General features: G+C 40.3%; 15 protein-coding genes and 1 other RNA gene. 7 read left to right on the plus strand and 9 right to left on the minus strand.

The window, feature by feature from the left end; genetic code table 11:
• The first annotated feature begins 6 nt into the window (after positions 1 to 6).
• Both ENLAB_RS13685 and ENLAB_RS13690 read left to right on the plus strand, forming a co-directional pair.
• On the plus strand, positions 7 to 921 hold the full coding sequence (locus ENLAB_RS13685; RefSeq protein ID WP_244351623.1) for a C40 family peptidase: 915 nt from the start codon (positions 7 to 9) through the stop codon (positions 919 to 921).
• 36 nt (positions 922 to 957) lie between these two features.
• Positions 958 to 1722: a serine hydrolase gene (locus ENLAB_RS13690; RefSeq protein ID WP_244351626.1), complete on the plus strand. Its 765-nt coding sequence runs from the start codon at positions 958 to 960 to the stop codon at positions 1720 to 1722.
• 53 nt (positions 1723 to 1775) lie between these two features.
• On the opposite strand, the gene ENLAB_RS13695 is transcribed toward ENLAB_RS13690, so the two are convergent.
• Positions 1776 to 2477 (minus strand): GntR family transcriptional regulator, encoded by a 702-nt coding sequence (locus tag ENLAB_RS13695; RefSeq protein ID WP_244351628.1) that lies wholly within the window; start codon positions 2475 to 2477, stop codon positions 1776 to 1778.
• A 171-nt stretch (positions 2478 to 2648) separates the two neighbouring features.
• Here ENLAB_RS13695 and ENLAB_RS13700 point away from each other — a divergent pair, with 171 nt between their 5' ends.
• On the plus strand, positions 2649 to 3953 hold the full coding sequence (locus ENLAB_RS13700; protein ID WP_244351629.1) for a PTS sugar transporter subunit IIC: 1305 nt from the start codon (positions 2649 to 2651) through the stop codon (positions 3951 to 3953).
• Positions 3954 to 3968: 15 nt separating this feature from the next.
• Complete coding sequence (locus tag ENLAB_RS13705) at positions 3969 to 5384, plus strand: glycoside hydrolase family 1 protein (protein ID WP_081119488.1); 1416 nt, start codon at positions 3969 to 3971, stop codon at positions 5382 to 5384.
• Positions 5385 to 5437: 53 nt separating this feature from the next.
• Here ENLAB_RS13705 and ENLAB_RS13710 read toward each other — a convergent pair whose 3' ends face one another.
• The 5 genes from ENLAB_RS13710 to ENLAB_RS13730 form a co-directional block, all read right to left on the minus strand.
• A complete protein-coding gene (locus ENLAB_RS13710; protein ID WP_244351631.1) occupies positions 5438 to 6538 on the minus strand; it encodes a mandelate racemase/muconate lactonizing enzyme family protein in 1101 nt (366 codons plus the stop codon).
• Positions 6539 to 7205: 667 nt separating this feature from the next.
• Positions 7206 to 8264: an acyltransferase family protein gene (locus ENLAB_RS13715; protein WP_244351633.1), complete on the minus strand. Its 1059-nt coding sequence runs from the start codon at positions 8262 to 8264 to the stop codon at positions 7206 to 7208.
• 19 nt (positions 8265 to 8283) lie between these two features.
• Positions 8284 to 9141: an acyltransferase gene (locus ENLAB_RS13720; protein ID WP_244351635.1), complete on the minus strand. Its 858-nt coding sequence runs from the start codon at positions 9139 to 9141 to the stop codon at positions 8284 to 8286.
• A gap of 169 nt (positions 9142 to 9310) precedes the next feature.
• Positions 9311 to 9674, minus strand: a transfer-messenger RNA (tmRNA) gene (gene ssrA / locus ENLAB_RS13725).
• Positions 9675 to 9736: 62 nt separating this feature from the next.
• On the minus strand, positions 9737 to 10507 hold the full coding sequence (locus ENLAB_RS13730; RefSeq protein ID WP_081119492.1) for a Cof-type HAD-IIB family hydrolase: 771 nt from the start codon (positions 10505 to 10507) through the stop codon (positions 9737 to 9739).
• A 145-nt stretch (positions 10508 to 10652) separates the two neighbouring features.
• Between ENLAB_RS13730 and ENLAB_RS13735 the strand changes: the two genes are divergently transcribed.
• Genes ENLAB_RS13735 through ENLAB_RS13745 form a run of 3 tightly spaced genes read left to right on the plus strand, consistent with a single transcriptional unit; the run spans position 10653 to position 13157 of the window.
• Complete coding sequence (locus ENLAB_RS13735) at positions 10653 to 11003, plus strand: SdpI family protein (RefSeq protein ID WP_081119493.1); 351 nt, start codon at positions 10653 to 10655, stop codon at positions 11001 to 11003.
• Entirely contained in the window at positions 10984 to 11697 is a 714-nt protein-coding gene (locus ENLAB_RS13740; protein ID WP_077454215.1) for a winged helix-turn-helix domain-containing protein, read from the plus strand. Before ENLAB_RS13735 ends, ENLAB_RS13740 begins: the two co-directional genes overlap by 20 nt.
• The gene (locus ENLAB_RS13745; RefSeq protein ID WP_244351638.1) at positions 11697 to 13157 is read left to right on the plus strand and encodes an ATP-binding protein; all 1461 of its coding nucleotides are present in this window, start codon (positions 11697 to 11699) and stop codon (positions 13155 to 13157) included. Before ENLAB_RS13740 ends, ENLAB_RS13745 begins: the two co-directional genes overlap by 1 nt.
• Positions 13158 to 13274: 117 nt before the next feature.
• Here the strand turns inward: ENLAB_RS13745 and ENLAB_RS13750 are convergent, their stop codons facing one another.
• From ENLAB_RS13750 to ENLAB_RS13760, 3 genes are all read right to left on the minus strand, one after another.
• Positions 13275 to 13748, minus strand: coding sequence for a hypothetical protein (locus ENLAB_RS13750; RefSeq protein ID WP_244351640.1), 474 nt, complete (start codon positions 13746 to 13748; stop codon positions 13275 to 13277).
• On the minus strand, positions 13727 to 14464 hold the full coding sequence (locus ENLAB_RS13755; RefSeq protein WP_077454213.1) for a hypothetical protein: 738 nt from the start codon (positions 14462 to 14464) through the stop codon (positions 13727 to 13729). Before ENLAB_RS13755 ends, ENLAB_RS13750 begins: the two co-directional genes overlap by 22 nt.
• A gap of 180 nt (positions 14465 to 14644) precedes the next feature.
• Positions 14645 to 16729: an LTA synthase family protein gene (locus ENLAB_RS13760; protein ID WP_077454265.1), complete on the minus strand. Its 2085-nt coding sequence runs from the start codon at positions 16727 to 16729 to the stop codon at positions 14645 to 14647.
• Positions 16730 to 16868: the final 139 nt, after the last annotated feature.

A 16868-nucleotide genomic window follows, 5' to 3' on the forward strand; every position in this document is an offset into this window, starting at 1 on the left:
GCAAAGATGAAACAAATTGTTCAGGCTGGCTCTTCCTTCTTATGGAAGGAACCCAAAGAAAACAAAGTACTAGCAAAAATCAAAGCATTCCCTTTAGAAGCACTGCACACTTTTTTGACTGATGAAGATACGATGCGGCTTTATCAGGAAAGCTTAGTGGACTCCGAAGTATTATATGGGACGATTGTAGAAGTCATCGACCAAACGGATGGTTGGGCCCATGTGATCGTCTTGGATCAAAAAAGCAATAAACACCCACTTGGCTATCCCGGCTATCTACCAAACGAGGTATTGAAGCCATTGCCACCAGACTATTCAACAGCTAAAAGAATGCTCGGCGTGACTGCCAAAGAAGCTTTGCTTGTTTTTGACTCTGCGACACGGATCGTTTCTTTTGGGACGGTTTTACCCCTAGTTGGGGAAACCACAGATTCCTATCGAGTGGCTACGCCTAATGGACCAGCAACGATCGCTAAATCCTTTGCTCAAGTCATTGTGGATACATGGACAAATCTGCCCGAGAAAATGATTGCACTAGCAGAACAATTTTTGAATCAGCCCTATGTCTGGGCAGGCATTAGCGGCAGTGGCTTTGATTGTTCTGGATTCATGTATTCGCTGCATCGACTTCATGGTATTTTGATCCCCCGAGATACGATTGAGCAAGCACAACAAGCAAACATTGTACCTTACAGTCAGGCACAACCGGGAGATCTGTTGCTATTTGCTTATGAAGAAGGAAAAGGTGAAGTCCATCATGTTGGGTTGTATTTGGGGGATGATGAAATGATTCATTCAAGAACACCCGGATCGCGGGTCATGAAAACCAAAATCGCTGGTTCTAATTATGAACCGGAACTAGCAGTTGTGGCGCGCTATTGGCAAGACAAACCAAATACACCAATTGAACCGGGCACATAAGCAATCCTTTACTGACTTTGAGGAAAGGAGCGTTTGATGACAAAAGATGACGTTTATTTAGAAATAAATCATATCCTAAAAAAATATCAAGCAACATTGGAAATGGGGTTATGGATTGGTACGCCAACGAAATGTCTTGTTGACTATCAGAGTCATAAGTCATTTCCAGCAGCAAGTATCAGTAAGCTTGTATTGTATGCCTATTACCTTGAACAAATCATCGAAAAAAAGATCAATCCCCAACAAGTAATTTGTGTGAGCCCCGTTGATCTGACAGGTGGCGCTGGGGTCCTCCGTCTTTTTCCTCAGAAAAAAAGCTGGGCTATCAGTGAACTGCTTACAGCGATGATCGCCGTATCTGATAATACCGCCACCAATGTACTGTTGGACTTAGCTGGGTTGCCCACACTTCAAGCATGGATCCAGGAGCCGGAGATCCAATTTGAACGGTATATGATGCGACCGATTAAAGACAAGGAGAACCGCTTGACCCCTTCGGCGGCTGCCAAACTACTACTAAGGTGTGTTAAACAAGAAGAAGCTGCCCTAGGATTTTCAGCCTTAAATCAGCAGCAATTTCAAGAGGGCATACCAGGGACTTTTGCTGAAACAACGCATCCTGCGTGCCGCATTTTTAATAAGACAGGCCGTCTTGACCGCATCGAACACGATGTAGCGTATTTACAAGCCAATGAAACGACGATCATCATTGCGGCGTTTTCCTATGATAAAACCGGTAGTGGTCAAGGGATCAGTTGGCTAAGAGAAATTGGTCAAACAGTCTATCAGCAATATTTTTAAGTAAAATACGCTGCGTATCGATCCTCACTCAGAGGTACTCGATACGCAGCGTATTAATTATTTACGACGATAAAATCTCCCATATCATAGCGGTGCCGTGACTGAGAAAATTCGAAAGGTGTCCCATCGCCGAGATAAACCGTTTGTTCCACTTCTAAAATGGGATCGGTGGCAGCACAAGCTAAGTATTGCTGATCATAGGTATCTGCACGATCCGCTTTGATGCGACGGACAGATGTCCCAATCGAGGAGTGTAGCTGGTTGGTGATATAACCGTAGACCGATGAGTTTAAGACTTCCTCGGTAATCCCGGGAATGACATGAAGCGGCATGATGGTATATTCTAAAACAACAGGAATATCGTCAAACAGGCGCAAACGAACGATATCATAAATTTGCTGGTCACTGCGGATTTTTAGTTTTTCTTGTTCTTTCTCATCGGGAAAAAGAATGGCAAAAGAAATGATCTTGCTGGTGATTTTTCCTGTCTCTCCAAGGCGCTTGGTCAGCCCGCGATTGATCTTAGCGTTGTAATCGAAGGTTGAATAGGAATCATTGATAAACGTACCCGTGCCTTTTTTACCGTAAATAATGCCTTCCATTTGTAAAATATTCAATGCTTTTTGAATCGTCACGCGGCTCGTTTGATAATCCGCAGCCAGTTCGGATTGCTTCGGCAATTTTTTCTCTTCTTCGTAAAACCCGTGATTGATTTTGCTCCGTAGATCGGCAGCGATGTCATGGTAGTTCGCCATTTGCTTCACCTCAAAATAATAATAAGTGATAAAACGAAGTATGTAAACTTGGAGCTTTACATACCTTGTTTTAAAGGCTTTTCCTGCGTTTACATTCTTCAGGAAATGAATTACATTTGTAATGTAATCGTTTTCTAACGATTGAAGAATAGGGGTATAGGAGGGAGTTTTATGCAAGGATTTATGGATCGACTCGCTGACGTTTTAGGAAAGTTTGCCAATAGGATCAACAATTTACGCTACATCATGGTCATTAAAAATGCCTTTGCTGCTTTGATTCCAGTAATCATTACCGGGGCATTTGGTACTTTGTTTTCAGCAATGGTTTTTGATGCTGAAAATGGATTGGCACAAATCGAGGCACTGCGCTTTTTAGAAAGTTTAAAACCGATCTCATCTGCGGTCAGTTATGTGACGTTGAGTTTCTTAACGATCTATGCAGTGTTTCTGATTGGGATTGAGCTAGCAAAATTAAATAAGATTTCTGGGGTCTTTCCAGGAATCATCGCCGTGATGTCTTATCTTTCTGTTAATCCAATGATCTTTGAATTTTTGCACGAAGATGCGACAGTGGTTGCCGAAAACGTGCTGGCTAAGCAATATACGGACACGAAAGGCCTATTTTTAGGCATGTTCGTTGCGATCGTTTCCATCGAGCTTTATGCGTGGCTAGGAAGACAAAAACGGCTGCAGATCACGATGCCTGATAGTGTTCCAGGGAATGTTTCGGCAAGTTTTTCGGCATTGTTTCCAACGATTTTCACCGTGACCATCATCGCCGCCGCTGGCTTTGCTATCAAAGCACTCACAGGGATGTATGCCTACGATATCATCTACAATGTCGTCCAACGACCACTGGAAGGGATCGTCCAAGGATTACCAGGTATCTTATTGTTGATGTTTATCGCACAAGTCTTTTGGGTCATCGGGATTCATGGGAACCAGATGGTCAAACCAATTCGTGAACCATTGTTGCTGGCAGCAATAGCCGTCAACACAGAAGCTTTTGAAGCTGGAAAAGAAGTACCCAATATCATTACGATGCCGTTTTGGGATATGTATATGAGTATGGGCGGCTCTGGCGTGACGATTGGGTTGCTGATTGCGATTTTGATCGTCGGTAAACGAGAGGATATGCGCCAAATCACTAAATTGTCATTAGCACCTGGGATTTTCAATATCAATGAGCCAGTGATCTTCGGAATGCCAATTATGTTGAATCCCATTTTGGCGATTCCCTTTATCCTGACACCATTAGTAACAGGAACGATTGGGTACGTGGCCACAAGCCTAGGCTTTGCCGCTAAAGCAGTGGTAATGGTCCCATGGCCAATGCCACCGATCGTCAATGCTTATCTAGCTACTGCTGGAGATATCGGGGCTGTCATCACGCAAGTTATCTGTATTGTCGTGGCGATTTTGATCTATCTCCCTTTTGTTTTGGTAATGAATCGTACGACCAATGAAGTTGCATAAAGGAGTTTTGAAAAAATGGTAAAAATACCTGAGACATTTATTTTAGGGGCTGCTTCGTCTGCTTGGCAGACAGAAGGCTGGCAAGGAAAGAAAGAAGGGCAAGATTCGTATCTCGACCGCTGGTACAAAGAAGAACGCTTTGTTTGGCATAATGGCTATGGACCGGCTGTTGCGACGAATTTTATGGAAAAGTTTTCAGAGGATATTCAACTGATGCAGGAGGTTCATTTGACCCATTACCGAACATCGATCAACTGGGCGCGCTTCTTTACCGACCATGAACAGCTGATCGTTGATGAAGACTATGCTGCTCATATCGATCAGCTTATCGACCAATTGCTTGCGGCTGGAGTCGAACCGATGCTTTGTTTGGAACATTATGAACTGCCAGCTAGTTTGATGGATGCCTATGATGGCTGGAGCTCGCGGAAAGTGGTCGATCTGTATACCCGTTATGCCGAGATCGCCTTCGAACGTTACGGTGATCGAGTCAAACATTGGTTTACCTTCAATGAGCCGATCGTTATTCAGACTCGTTGTTATCTCGATGCGATCCGCTGGCCCCATGAACAAAATACGAAAAAATGGATGCTTTGGAACTATCACAAAGTATTGGCATCCGCCCAAGCAGTGGCTGCCTATCATGAAAAAGGCTATGAGGGGCGCATCGGTTGTGTGCTGAATCCAGAAATGGTTTACGCACGCTCTTCCTCACCGGAGGATCAAAACGCGCAAAAAATGTATGATCTCTTTTTCAACCGGATCTTTTTTGATCCAATGGTCAAAGGTCATTATCCAGAGGAACTTATCACACTTTGCCAAACCTATGGCATCTACTTTGATCCGACAGAAGAAGATTTGGAAACGATCCGCACCCATACGGTGGATTTCTTAGGGGTCAATCAGTACTACCCGAAACGCGTGCGGGCACCACGGTATCAATGGCATTCGGATACACCGTTTCATCCGGAAATGTTTTATGAGACCTTTGATTTGCCAGGAAAACAAATGAATAACTCTCGTGGCTGGGAAATCTATCCGAAGGTCATGTACGATATGGCTAATTACCTGAAAGAGAATTATGGGAATATTCCATGGCTGATTACTGAAAACGGTATGGGGCGGGAAAATGAAGAACAGTATATGGATGCAACAGGACAAGTTCAAGATGACTATCGAATTCAATTTATTACTGAACATCTTTACTGGCTGCTAAAAGCTGTCGAGGAAGGTGCCAACTGCGAAGGCTATATGCTTTGGGCATTTACCGATTGTGTTTCACCTATGAATGCATTTAAGAACCGCTATGGTCTCGTCCGAATTGAGTTAAATGAAGAACGGACCCGGTCATTAAAAAAATCAGCCGCTTGGTATCGTTCCCTGATTGATGAACGGTGGCTGCCATTTGAAGAAAAACCATTGATTCTGTAATAAAAACCCACGTTGATTTCCTGATAGTAAAGGAAATCAACGTGGGTTTTCAGTTAAAAGGGTTGTTTATGAGGAGCAAGTTTCTCCCAGTCAAAGGTGACGCCAATCCCTGGTTCTTCTGGTGCAATCGCGCAGCCATCGGATGGATCGATCACCAACGGTCTCGTGGTGTATTGATCGATTGGGAAACTGTGCATTTCGAGATACCCAGCATTAGGCATCGCTGCTAAGAGACTGACGTGTAATTCCTGCATGCCATGTGTAGAAACCGATACGTTGTTCGCTTGTGTTAAGGCAGCAATTTTCAACCAGCCGGTGATCCCACCGCAATTGGAAGCGTCGGGTTGTGGAAAATCGACATTGCCATATTTGATCATATGAGCAAATTCGATCGGGGTGCGCAAGTTTTCCCCGCCTGCGACCGCAATTTGCCCTTCTTTAGCGATACGCGCGTAGCCTTCGTAATCTTCGGGGATCGTTGGTTCTTCAAGGAACAAAATGTCATAAGGCGCCATCAGTTTGGCGGCTTTGATCGCTTTTTCAACCGACCAGCTCATGTTGGCATCCACCATAAAGACCACATCGGGACCAATCAATTCTCTGACCGCTTTTATGCGAGCAATATCTTCGGCAAGGGTTTTTTGCCCCAATTTGATTTTGACCGCTTTTAATCCCATGTCTAAATATTTTTGATTATTGGCTAAGAGTTTTTCAAGGGGAAAGTTTAGATCGATCGCACCACCATAGCATTTGACTTTGTTACTTGCTCCGCCTAAAAGTTTGTAGAGGGGTTCTTGTGCTTTTTTCGCACGTAAGTCCCATAAGGCGATATCACAAGCAGCAATGGCGAAACTCGCTAAACCGCCTCTGGCAACATAATGGATGCCCCAGTTCATCTGATCCCACAAGGCTTCCACACATGCTGGATCTTTCCCTAAAAGGATTGCTTTTAGTTCTTTATCGATCAGTTTGGCGATCGACTCACCACCAAAGCCACCGGTGTACGTATAGCCAACACCCTCGCGTCCATCATCGGTAACGATTTTGACGATAGGTACTTCAAAGTGGGTGTGTAGGCCGTGTTTTGCGTCTTCCATGATTTCCGGAAGCGGAATCCGATAATACGCTGTTTGAACATCTGAAATTTTTACCATAAAAAATCCTCCTCAACATTAATGTTCACGTGTGCATTTTAGATTGTTAACGTTTGCATAATCATGTTAGCATGAGAATACTCGATTGACAAGGCAAAATCACTCAAATTCAATACTTAAGAAACAAAAATGCTTCTTTTTTACGAGTTCATTCAGTTAGGAGAGAAGGTAAAGGGATCGAGAATATAAATAGAAATAGGAAAGATGTTATTAGAAATGAATTGAAAACCCTATAAATTGTCATAAAAAGGCATTTTTTATGATTTTTGGACATATTTATTGAATAAAAATCATTTTTGTATTATTATTAAAGTAACAACGAGCAATGAAGAGTACTGGGGCAAATGAAAGCTTGGGGAAGTCTTCCATTTGAACTACCTAGTACTCTTATCTTTCTTAAACGACATGAAAAATACAAGCAAACGACTGAACTTTTTTGGTTCAGTCGTTCTTTGTGTTTATTGAGGTGAGCTGAAGTAACTTCTATTAATGAAGATGAAGTTCTTTCTCATTACGTGAAGGATGTCATTGTCGTTTAGACTAGCAAAGCGATAGTTTATTTGTAGTTCTTTTGGAAATGGCAATCTTTATTGTCTTGTAGGAACATGATGTATCAGTTCGATTTTTATTTTCAAGAATAAGGGGATAATTAAAAAAGCAAAACAAATCATGAATGAAAAATTCTCTTTCTCAAATTATCTATAACCAAATTGACAATTCTCATTACATATTTATCAAACAAAATAGCAATAATTAAAGTTGAAAAAAAACTGATACCGATGAATATAAAAGGATGTCTAGTACTTATTCCATGATAATGGAGAATATTCATTGGAAGCCTTTGTAGAATATATATGCTAAAGATGTGATTTCCTAACCATTCAATAAATGTATGCTCAAGTTTAATTTTTTTTGTAAAAATAACAAAAGAAAAGGCAAAAAATATTGACCAAATTGAATACATTTGAATTCCAGAAGTAATATGAATTCTGCTGTAAGATAAAATTACAAAGGTAAATAGTATTAAAATGAGATAAGTTAGATCGTTTTTTATTAATTTATCAAATGTGGGTTTGAAATAAGCGAATATCATACCAGCCGGTAAGCAAATCATTGTGTTATAAGTATATGCTGGGCGATCAATTCGCATAAGAAAGTAAACTACCAATATAGTGAATAGAGTAGTAAGAACGATTCCTACAAAATAATTCTTTCTTGAAATTGTAAAAGCTAAACCGATCAATAGGCAAAATATAATCATTGAAGTAATATACCAGTTGCTATTACCTATAGAAACCCATGTTGTGAAAGATAGCAGTATGGTTTTTAAAGGAAAGTTTCTGTCGATAAACATATTCGTTATCAGATAAAATATGACAGCAATATCAAACTGAATCAAAAGCTTAAAAGCTTTTATTGGCATTTCTTTAATATAGTTTTGACTTTTTTTCTGAATAGAGCTCATCATTCCAAATCCAGAGTAAAATAAAAAAGTAGTAACAACTGCTTGACCTAAGAATCGTCGTAGCAAAACATAAACTTCATTATGGGCACCGTCCAAGGATATATATTGTGCACCGTGAGAAAGAAATACCAAGAATACGAAAATACCGTTTATTGTAGTTGTCTGTTTTTTTGACATGTAGTCATTATTAAATTTATTTGGTTCGGCGAAATTAATTCCGGTGATAGACAAAGCTAAGAAGAAAAATAATATATAAGTCATAAGATGAGACTCCCGTTTCCTATTTTTTTAAAAATATGTTGAAAAACTTATTTTGTTTTTTGGGCGGAAAATGAATTATTAGACTATCTAAATCAGATATACTGGAAATAGATTTTATTTTTGTTAGAGAATCATTAATTGAAGCAATTTCATTTATATTACTTTGCCAATAACTCGAATTATCAACGCCTTTAAATATATAGTCTGAATTACTGTTTTTGTATTCCAATGAATTGGTGGTGTCAAAATCACTAAATGGTTGAGAAGAGGTACGATCCCAAAAAATACTTTCTTTTTGAAGTATACTTGGATTACCGGCGTAAATAGAGTTACTTTGCACCCGAGATTTCACTACACTCCCCATTCCCAAAATCGATCCCGATCCTATAAAAGGACTTTTAATAATGCTTACATTTTGACCAATCCAAACGTGATCTCCAATAACAATATCTCTGCTGATGTTTACTCTTTTGCATGATTCAATATCATATATTAAATGACCATCGGAATTTCTTATCCAACATTCTTGAGAAAACATACAATCTTTACCAATAATTATATTTTTGTTTTCAGATATTATAATTTTAATATTCATATTAATAGAGCAACCTTTGTCCATGAAGAAAAAGGAATCGTTATATATATCAATAATCATATTAATCTGATTATTTTTCGTTTTTTTTATAAAAATAATTGAGTTGTTTCCTTTAAAACTTATTCGTGAATTTATTATGTTCGCATCTTTTTCAACCACCAAAAAGTTGTTAGTACCAAAAAAAGATATGATGGAATTAGTTATCTGTATATTTTCTTGCTGACAGATTATATGGTTGTTTTTCAATTTGTTTAAGTCGTTGGTGGAAGCGACTTTTTCCATAAAAAACCTCTTTTCTTTTTAATTAATTTTATCAGAAATGCGCAAAGTGTATATAATTTTTTCCGAAAACTAAATACTTTACTTACAACTTTTGATTTCAAAAAAAAAGAAAAGTAAGAATGTTGATTTAACAACATTTCTTATCTTCTCTAAAAGCGTGTAAAGCATAAAATGGAGATGGCGGGAGTCGAACCCGCGTCCAAACATATTGCTACCTAAAAATCTACGCTCATAGTCAACTCATTTGAAGGTTCGCTTTACAGCTTGCCGAGTGACAGGCAGTCTGTATCGCTAGTCTGATGAGCTCTTTTTTATCTTACAGACGGAAAGATAAAACGTATCCCACTTAGAATAGGACCCTTACTCGAGCACATGGGCGATGCCGAGAGGATCTACGCTAACTGTTTTTAGGCAGCTAAAGCGTAAGAGTTTTCGTTTTTAGCAGTTATATTTAACTGTAACGTTTTAACGTAGACGTAACCTACGAAGCGCAATTCAGGCTCAACTATGCCTGTCGAATCCGTAACATCCCCTCGATAAAAGGGGTATCGCTACCATTCACTAGTATACCATATTTTTGTTCATGTGCAAAGGATCAGATCAAGTCAAAGTGTTTCAGGGCGTGCACGATTCCGCCTTCGGTATTTTTCAGGGTAACGAAATCTGCCAGCTCTTTCAACTCTTGAATCCCATTTCCCATGGCAATTTTGTGGTCACAGGCTTCTAAAAGGGCGAAATCGTTGCTGCCGTCACCAAAGCCGAAGGTAGGTACATCTTCTAGACCCAACAATTCTACCAAGGTTTTTACGCCAGTCCCTTTAGAGGTGCCAGATTTTACGACATCGATCGAAAAAGGCGTATTACGATAAAAAGTTAATTCGGGAAAACGCTCATGATAATAAGCATCGTTGCCGACACCTAAAACCAACAACATATTGGTCCGGTCCGTTTCATAATGCAGAGGATCGATTTCTGGGAGAGGGCTACGAACGTAGTTGTATGCACCGACCATTTCCTCGGTGTGACCAGTTGCCCAATAGCCTTTCTCATTGTAATAACACAGCTCATCACCATTGTCTTTGACGGCTTGGTACATTCGTGCGCAAAGCTCAGGTTCTAGAGTATCAGAAAAAACTTCTTTGCCGTCAATGCGAATAAAAGCCCCGTTCATGACGATGTTTGAGGTGATCCCAGCTGCTTCACGAATGGCGGTAACTTCAGGTTCGGTTCTTCCCGTTGCAATGATCGGCAGTACTTCGTTTTTTCGCAACATCGCCATCGCTTCAGCAATTTCCGAAGTGATTTGCGAGTGCTCATCTAAAAGCGTACCATCAAGATCAAAAAAAGTTAATGCTTTATAGGTCATGTATCTTACTCCTAAGGTTTATAGTCATAGTCCACTCACAATCTTATCAAAGATTGAAAAAAAGGCAAACCTTTATGAATAATCGGTGAAGTTGTTGGTAGAAGAAAGAAATTCGAGTATACTATAGGAAGAATGGAGTGAAACGATGATTTTTTTAGTAATTGGCAGCATTTTTTTCTTGATTGGTCTCACTTTTTTTCTTTTTCCATCAAAAAAAATGAACCTTATTTATGGCTACCGTTCCTATCTGGCAAAACAAAATGAACGAAATTGGCGACAGGCCCAAAAACTATCTGCCCGATTCTTTCTGCTTTTTGGCGGAATCATGGCGCTCATTGGGTTTGTCTTGAAATGGCAAGAATGGACCAACTTTTTTCTAATTGAAATGATCGCGATCCCTTGGTTCATCGTGCCGATCTTTGGCCTGATCGAAGAGAATCTGCAACGATTTGATAAAGAACATAGAGGTGAAGAAAATGAATATATTAATGATTGAAGACAACGAATCTGTTTCTGAAATGATGCAAATGTTTTTCTTGAATGAAGGATGGGAAGCAGTGTTTAAGTACGATGGCAAAGAAGGACTTGAGGCCTTTGCTGCTGAACCAGAAAAATGGGACATGATCACCCTTGATCTGAATCTTCCTTCCATGGACGGCATGATGGTGGCACGCGAAATTCGTAAAATCTCTAGTACAGTCCCTATTATTATGTTGACGGCCCGTGATTCAGAAAGCGATCAAGTCATTGGATTAGAGATGGGGGCGGATGACTATGTGACGAAACCCTTTAGTCCATTGACCTTGATTGCACGGATCAAGGCACTACATCGCCGCAGTGAATTGGTTGACAAAACAACACCTGAAGCTTCCGATGCCACCTTTGATATCGTCACCGATCATTTCAAAATGAACACAAAAACACGGGAAGCCTATTTAAATGGTCAACCCATCGATGGGTTGACGCCGAAAGAATTTGATTTGCTTTATACGTTAGCGAAAAAACCGCGACAAGTATTTTCGAGAGAACAGCTGTTAGAACTGGTTTGGGATTACCAATACTTTGGCGATGAACGGACCGTCGATGCACATATCAAAAAACTAAGACAAAAAATTGAAAAAGTGGGGCCACAGATCATTCAAACCGTCTGGGGCGTTGGGTACAAATTTGATGATGCGGGTGCTGCTTAATGCGCTACCTGTATCAACAGCTGATTGCATTTTTTGTGGTGATCTTCGTGATTTTGATGACGATTGGTATTGCGTTTACTCAAATGACACGCCAAACGTTACAAGAACGGAATTATGAGCAGTTAATGGGGTATGCTTCGTCGGTCGCGACGATTTCGCAAATCAGTGACTCAGAATATTTACAGCAAAATATGACCCGGGATGGCTATCTACAGTATTCCTTGCGTTTGGCTGAGAATATTTTGAGCAACCAAGATATCTCCTTTGCCTTCTTTAAAAGTCCTGATGATATTATTTATCCACTAGATACTGCTCATGCTGTTGATTTTCCGATCTCTGAAAAAGACTGGCAGTCCTTAGAAAATGGGGCGCGTCTACAACTGACCTCCGCCACAAATTTATACGGGGAAAAAGAACTGACTTCCTATGTGTTGATACCTTTTTCTGTCAATCGCACGGATTTTTACGGGGTAATGGTGGTTTCGCAATCGGCAAGCAGTATTTTGAATCTTGTCAGTGCCTTTAATCAAAACTTGTTTAAAGTTTGTTTGATCTCGATCGTTGTCTCATTATTAATCAGTTACCTTTTCGCTACGTTCCAAGTAAGGCGGATCAATCGCATGAAACGGGCAACCAAAGAAATTACTAATGGCAATTTTGATATTTTCTTGCCGGTGCATAATCGGGATGAATTTGATGAATTAGCCGAAGATTTTAATTTAATGACGAAATCCTTAAAAGAATCCCAAGAAGAAATTGAACGGCAAGAAGAACGTCGTCGGCAATTTATGGCCGATGCTTCTCATGAGATGCGTACCCCATTGACGACCATCAATGGCTTATTGGAAGGCTTAGAGTACAACGCAATTCCTGAGAATCAAAAAGACAATGCGATCCGCTTGATGAAAAATGAAACCAATCGCTTGATTCGGTTAGTCAACGAAAACCTTGACTACGAAAAAATCAGAACCAATCAAATCTCGATGGTTATCAAAAAATTTGATGCGACGCAAACCATCAATAATCTGTTGACGCAACTGGAGAGCAAGGCAGAAATCGCCAAAGATGTGTTGATTTTAGAAACAACAGAGCCAATTGACGTTTACGCGGATTATGATCGGTTTGTCCAAATCATGGTCAATATTTTACAAAATGCGATCCAGTTTACGGAAGATGGAGAAATTCGGGTTCGAATCGAAAAAGGCTACTTGGAAACGATCATCGAAATCAGTGATACGGGAATCGGCATGTCTGAAGAACAAGTCAAGAATATTTGGGATCGTTACTACAAAGTTGATCCTTCCCGCAAAAACCGTCAATTTGGTGAATCTGGTCTAGGACTATCGATCGTTGAACAGCTCGTACGCCTGCACAAAGGAAAGATCAGTGTAGAAAGTGAACTTGGCAAAGGCACGACCTTTAAAATCTCTTTTCCAGATATCGACTTAAATGAAGAATAAGGAATCGACCGGCAGCAATTTGCTTAGCCGGTCGATTTTTTTGCGTTTCATTGGCAGCATCTCAAACAAAAAGACTTGCTTTTGCAAGCAAGCCTTTTTGTTTGAGGGCTATGTAAACTATAGATAAGTGGTATAGGGCGTATGGGCAAAGCATTCGTCTTCATGGATCAAATAGATGGCAACAGCAAATTGTTCGGCGATTTCTTGGCACAAAGGCAGCAGGATTTGGACCTCTTTTGTTGTTAACGTGCTCAAGACATTTTCGATTAAAAGGGTTTCTCTTTCTGAAAGTAACGCTAAGAGCAGTTGAATTTTGATTTCCTCAAAGGGGGTTAACTCTGTCCGCTCTTTTTTTAAAGCTGATAAGGGAAGCTGAACATAAGGCAGTACACTCTCTAAATCGTCCCCTTTTTTATTTGCAAGAGATACATTGTCCATCACGGATAAAAAGGGAACGGAGGGCCATTGAGCACGAATCAAGATTGCTTTTTTTTGTGCAAGTAGCAAACTTAATTCAGAAGTTTTTGTTTCATTGTCTTTCGAAACATAATAGAAACCAATTGATTTCGTTAGCTGAGTTGGTTTTTCCATTGTTTTTTCCTCCAATACAGACTATGTCCGCTGGCAATCAAACCAGTAAAACCGGTCACAGCGGCAAGCAAGACGACAAGTGTGTGACGTGTGCTTTCAAATAAAATAGCAAGCCAAGTGGTGCTGTTCAAATCGACATTTTGGACCAGAATTTGACTATTTTGCGGAATCGTAATGGCGAATTCTTGTCCAGGAAGACTTTGGACAGCCTCCCAAAAGTTATCAGAAGCACGCTCTCGATCAAGGGCAATGATATGCCCACTAAGTAATTCCCGCTGGAAATAAGGCTGGAAGAGTAGCAATAACACAAAGGCGATCGCAGCGGCTGCTAAGAGCGGTAAGAGCATTTCAATGATCTGCATTGCTACCCATTGTCTGGTGGTAGCGCCACTTGCTAACCAAGCAGTGTATTCCGAGCGTTTATATAGTTGGTAGTAAACTTGAAAGCCGATAAAGACCAGCGTAAAGGCGCTGAAAATCAAATAGAACAGTTGATGATAGATCGTCGTAACTGGTTGGATCTCTTCGGCTACTTTCGTTTGCAGATCTTCTGTCGCTAAGAGATCTCTTGTCTGAGCGATCACTTGATCCATCGAGTAGATCAAGGCAAACGTCACGATCAAGCCAATTACGGCAAAGAAGGATACAAGCGTATAAAGCACCATGGCTTTTTTATGATAAAAAATGCTAGCAATCGCAAAATGTATAGTTTTCATCTAATTCACCTCATCCTAGTACATAGTATAAAAGGGGAGTTTGAATAAAGTATGAAGTTCTTGTAGTAAAATATCGAAGCTAAAAAAGTGGCGAGAAAGTTCGACGTTTTCCTAACAAATAGCGCAAAAAAATCCAGCAAGGCAGGCGCCTTACTGGATTGATCATTGGTTGTTCTTAGTTTACTCGCCGCTATCTTGTTCCATCATCTGCTGGTATTCTTGGAAGGTTTTTGTTTGGTACAGATCGACGGTCGATTGATTCCCGTTTTGAGAAAAGACACTGGTTGAATCACTGCCTAGATTCTTTTCGATATCCATCATTTGCTGAAGGGCATCTTTGTAATTATAGGTCGAAGGATCAACTTCTTCTAGACCGCTCTTCGCGTAGAAACGTAAGAGATCACCATTGTTGATCTGATCAGAAACCGAAAGCTGTTTGTCGACTTTGGCTTTCCATTCATCGACTTTGGCTTGCAATTCATCGGATGGATCGTTGATCGGCATGCCGGTACGATTGTCATACAATGTACTGCTATAGTAAGTGTAGTCTGGTGTCACAAAGTCGCCATCACGGAAGGCAACCAGTTGTTCATTTTGATCAGAGAATAAATCTTGTCCGAGTTGAATATAGTTCGATGTATCCACACCCAGTAAGTGCAATAGGGTTGGCAATGCATCAACTTGACCGCCATACGTATGATTGATGCCGCCATTTGATTGTCCTGGAATATGAATCATATAAGGGACACGTTGTAACGACGCATTGTCAAAGTTTGTCCACGTAGAACTTGTTTTTCCAAGCAATTCTGCTAAGTTACGGTTACGAGAATTGGAAATTCCGTAATGGTCACCATATAAAACGATGACTGAGTTTTCGTACAAGCCACTTTCTTTCAAGTAATTGAAGAACTCTTCCACGGCTTTATCCAAATAATTCGCGGTTGCGAAATAGCCATTGATCGTTTGATCAGAAGTGTTCGCTAGCGGGAAGCCGCCTTCTTCATTGGTAAATTCAGAATAAGGGTAGTGGTTAGAAACCGCAATGAATTTTGAATAGAACGGTTGTTGCAGACGTTCTAAGTATTGTACCGATTGTTCAAAGAACGGTTTGTCATGCAACCCGTATTGGAATGAATTTTCATCATTGACATCATAATAAGAAGCGTCAAAGAAATAATCATAGCCAAACCGTTTGTAAGTTTCATTTCGGTTCCAGAAGGTACCAGTATTTCCGTGGAAAACGGCACTGGTATAGCCTTGCGTTTGACCTAAAATATCTGGTGCTGCTTCAAAGGTGTTTTTCCCACCCAGTTGAGTGAATAACGCTCCTTGATTCAATCCAAACAGGGAATTTTCGAATAATGTTTCGGCATCACTGGTCTTCCCAGCTTTTACTTGGTGGAAGAAATTATCAAAACTAAAGGTACTATCGCTATGGTATAAACTATTGATAAACGGCATGACTTCATGTTCCACGCCATCTTCATCTTTCAATTTATAATCGATCAAGAATTGCTGAACACTTTCTAAGTGAATATAAATGACATTCTTGCCTTTTGCGATACCAAACAGATCATCATTTGGTTCTGCGTAATGTTCTTTAACATAGCTCTCTACTTCGTTCATGTCGTTGGGACTCGCTTCGGCACGTACTTGCGAAGCTTGATAAGTTTGTACGCCATCATAAACTGTAAAGGCATTGATCCCAAGATATTTGACTAAATAGTCACGAGAAAACGTTCGAGTAAGCAATTCAGGACGATCCGCTTCTGCTAAGAAAAGATTGGCAGAAAAGACCATAACAGCTAAGGTTGAGATCGCAAAAGCCATCCGTGCCCGCACAGGACGAGTGTCCATTTTGATTTTCTTCATTGAAAAGGCTGCAATCAGCACGATAAAGTCAATGAAATACAACACATCGTAGGGACGGAACAAGCGAATCGCGCTTTCTCCTAGACCACTTGCCACTTTTCCAACACCAAGCATCGTGTTGATGGTGATAAAGTCAGTGAATTCTCGATAGTATGAAACATTGGAGAACAAAAGCAAGGTCATCAAGAAATAAATCACAAGCATCGTGATATAAGCTGCTTTGGTTCTTCTTACGTACAATGCGATCGACAGCAGTAATAAGGTCGTTGCGATCGGATTGATGAATAAGATGAAGTACTGAATGCTGCTTTCAATCCCTAGGTGGAAGTCCACCATATAGGCAAAGATATTTTTTAGCCAAAATAATAGGGCTAATAGGAAAAAAAAGCCCATTCTTGTATTCACAAAGGTGGATACTTTATTTTTTTTCAAAGGAATCGTCCTCTCTTTTTCCAGTATAACCGGTACATTACGATTTTACATCACAGTACATTTTACTAGGCTGGGAAAGACGTGTCAAATGAATTCCTTG

Source organism: Enterococcus innesii (assembly GCF_022846515.1).
GTDB lineage: Bacteria > Bacillota > Bacilli > Lactobacillales > Enterococcaceae > Enterococcus_D > Enterococcus_D innesii.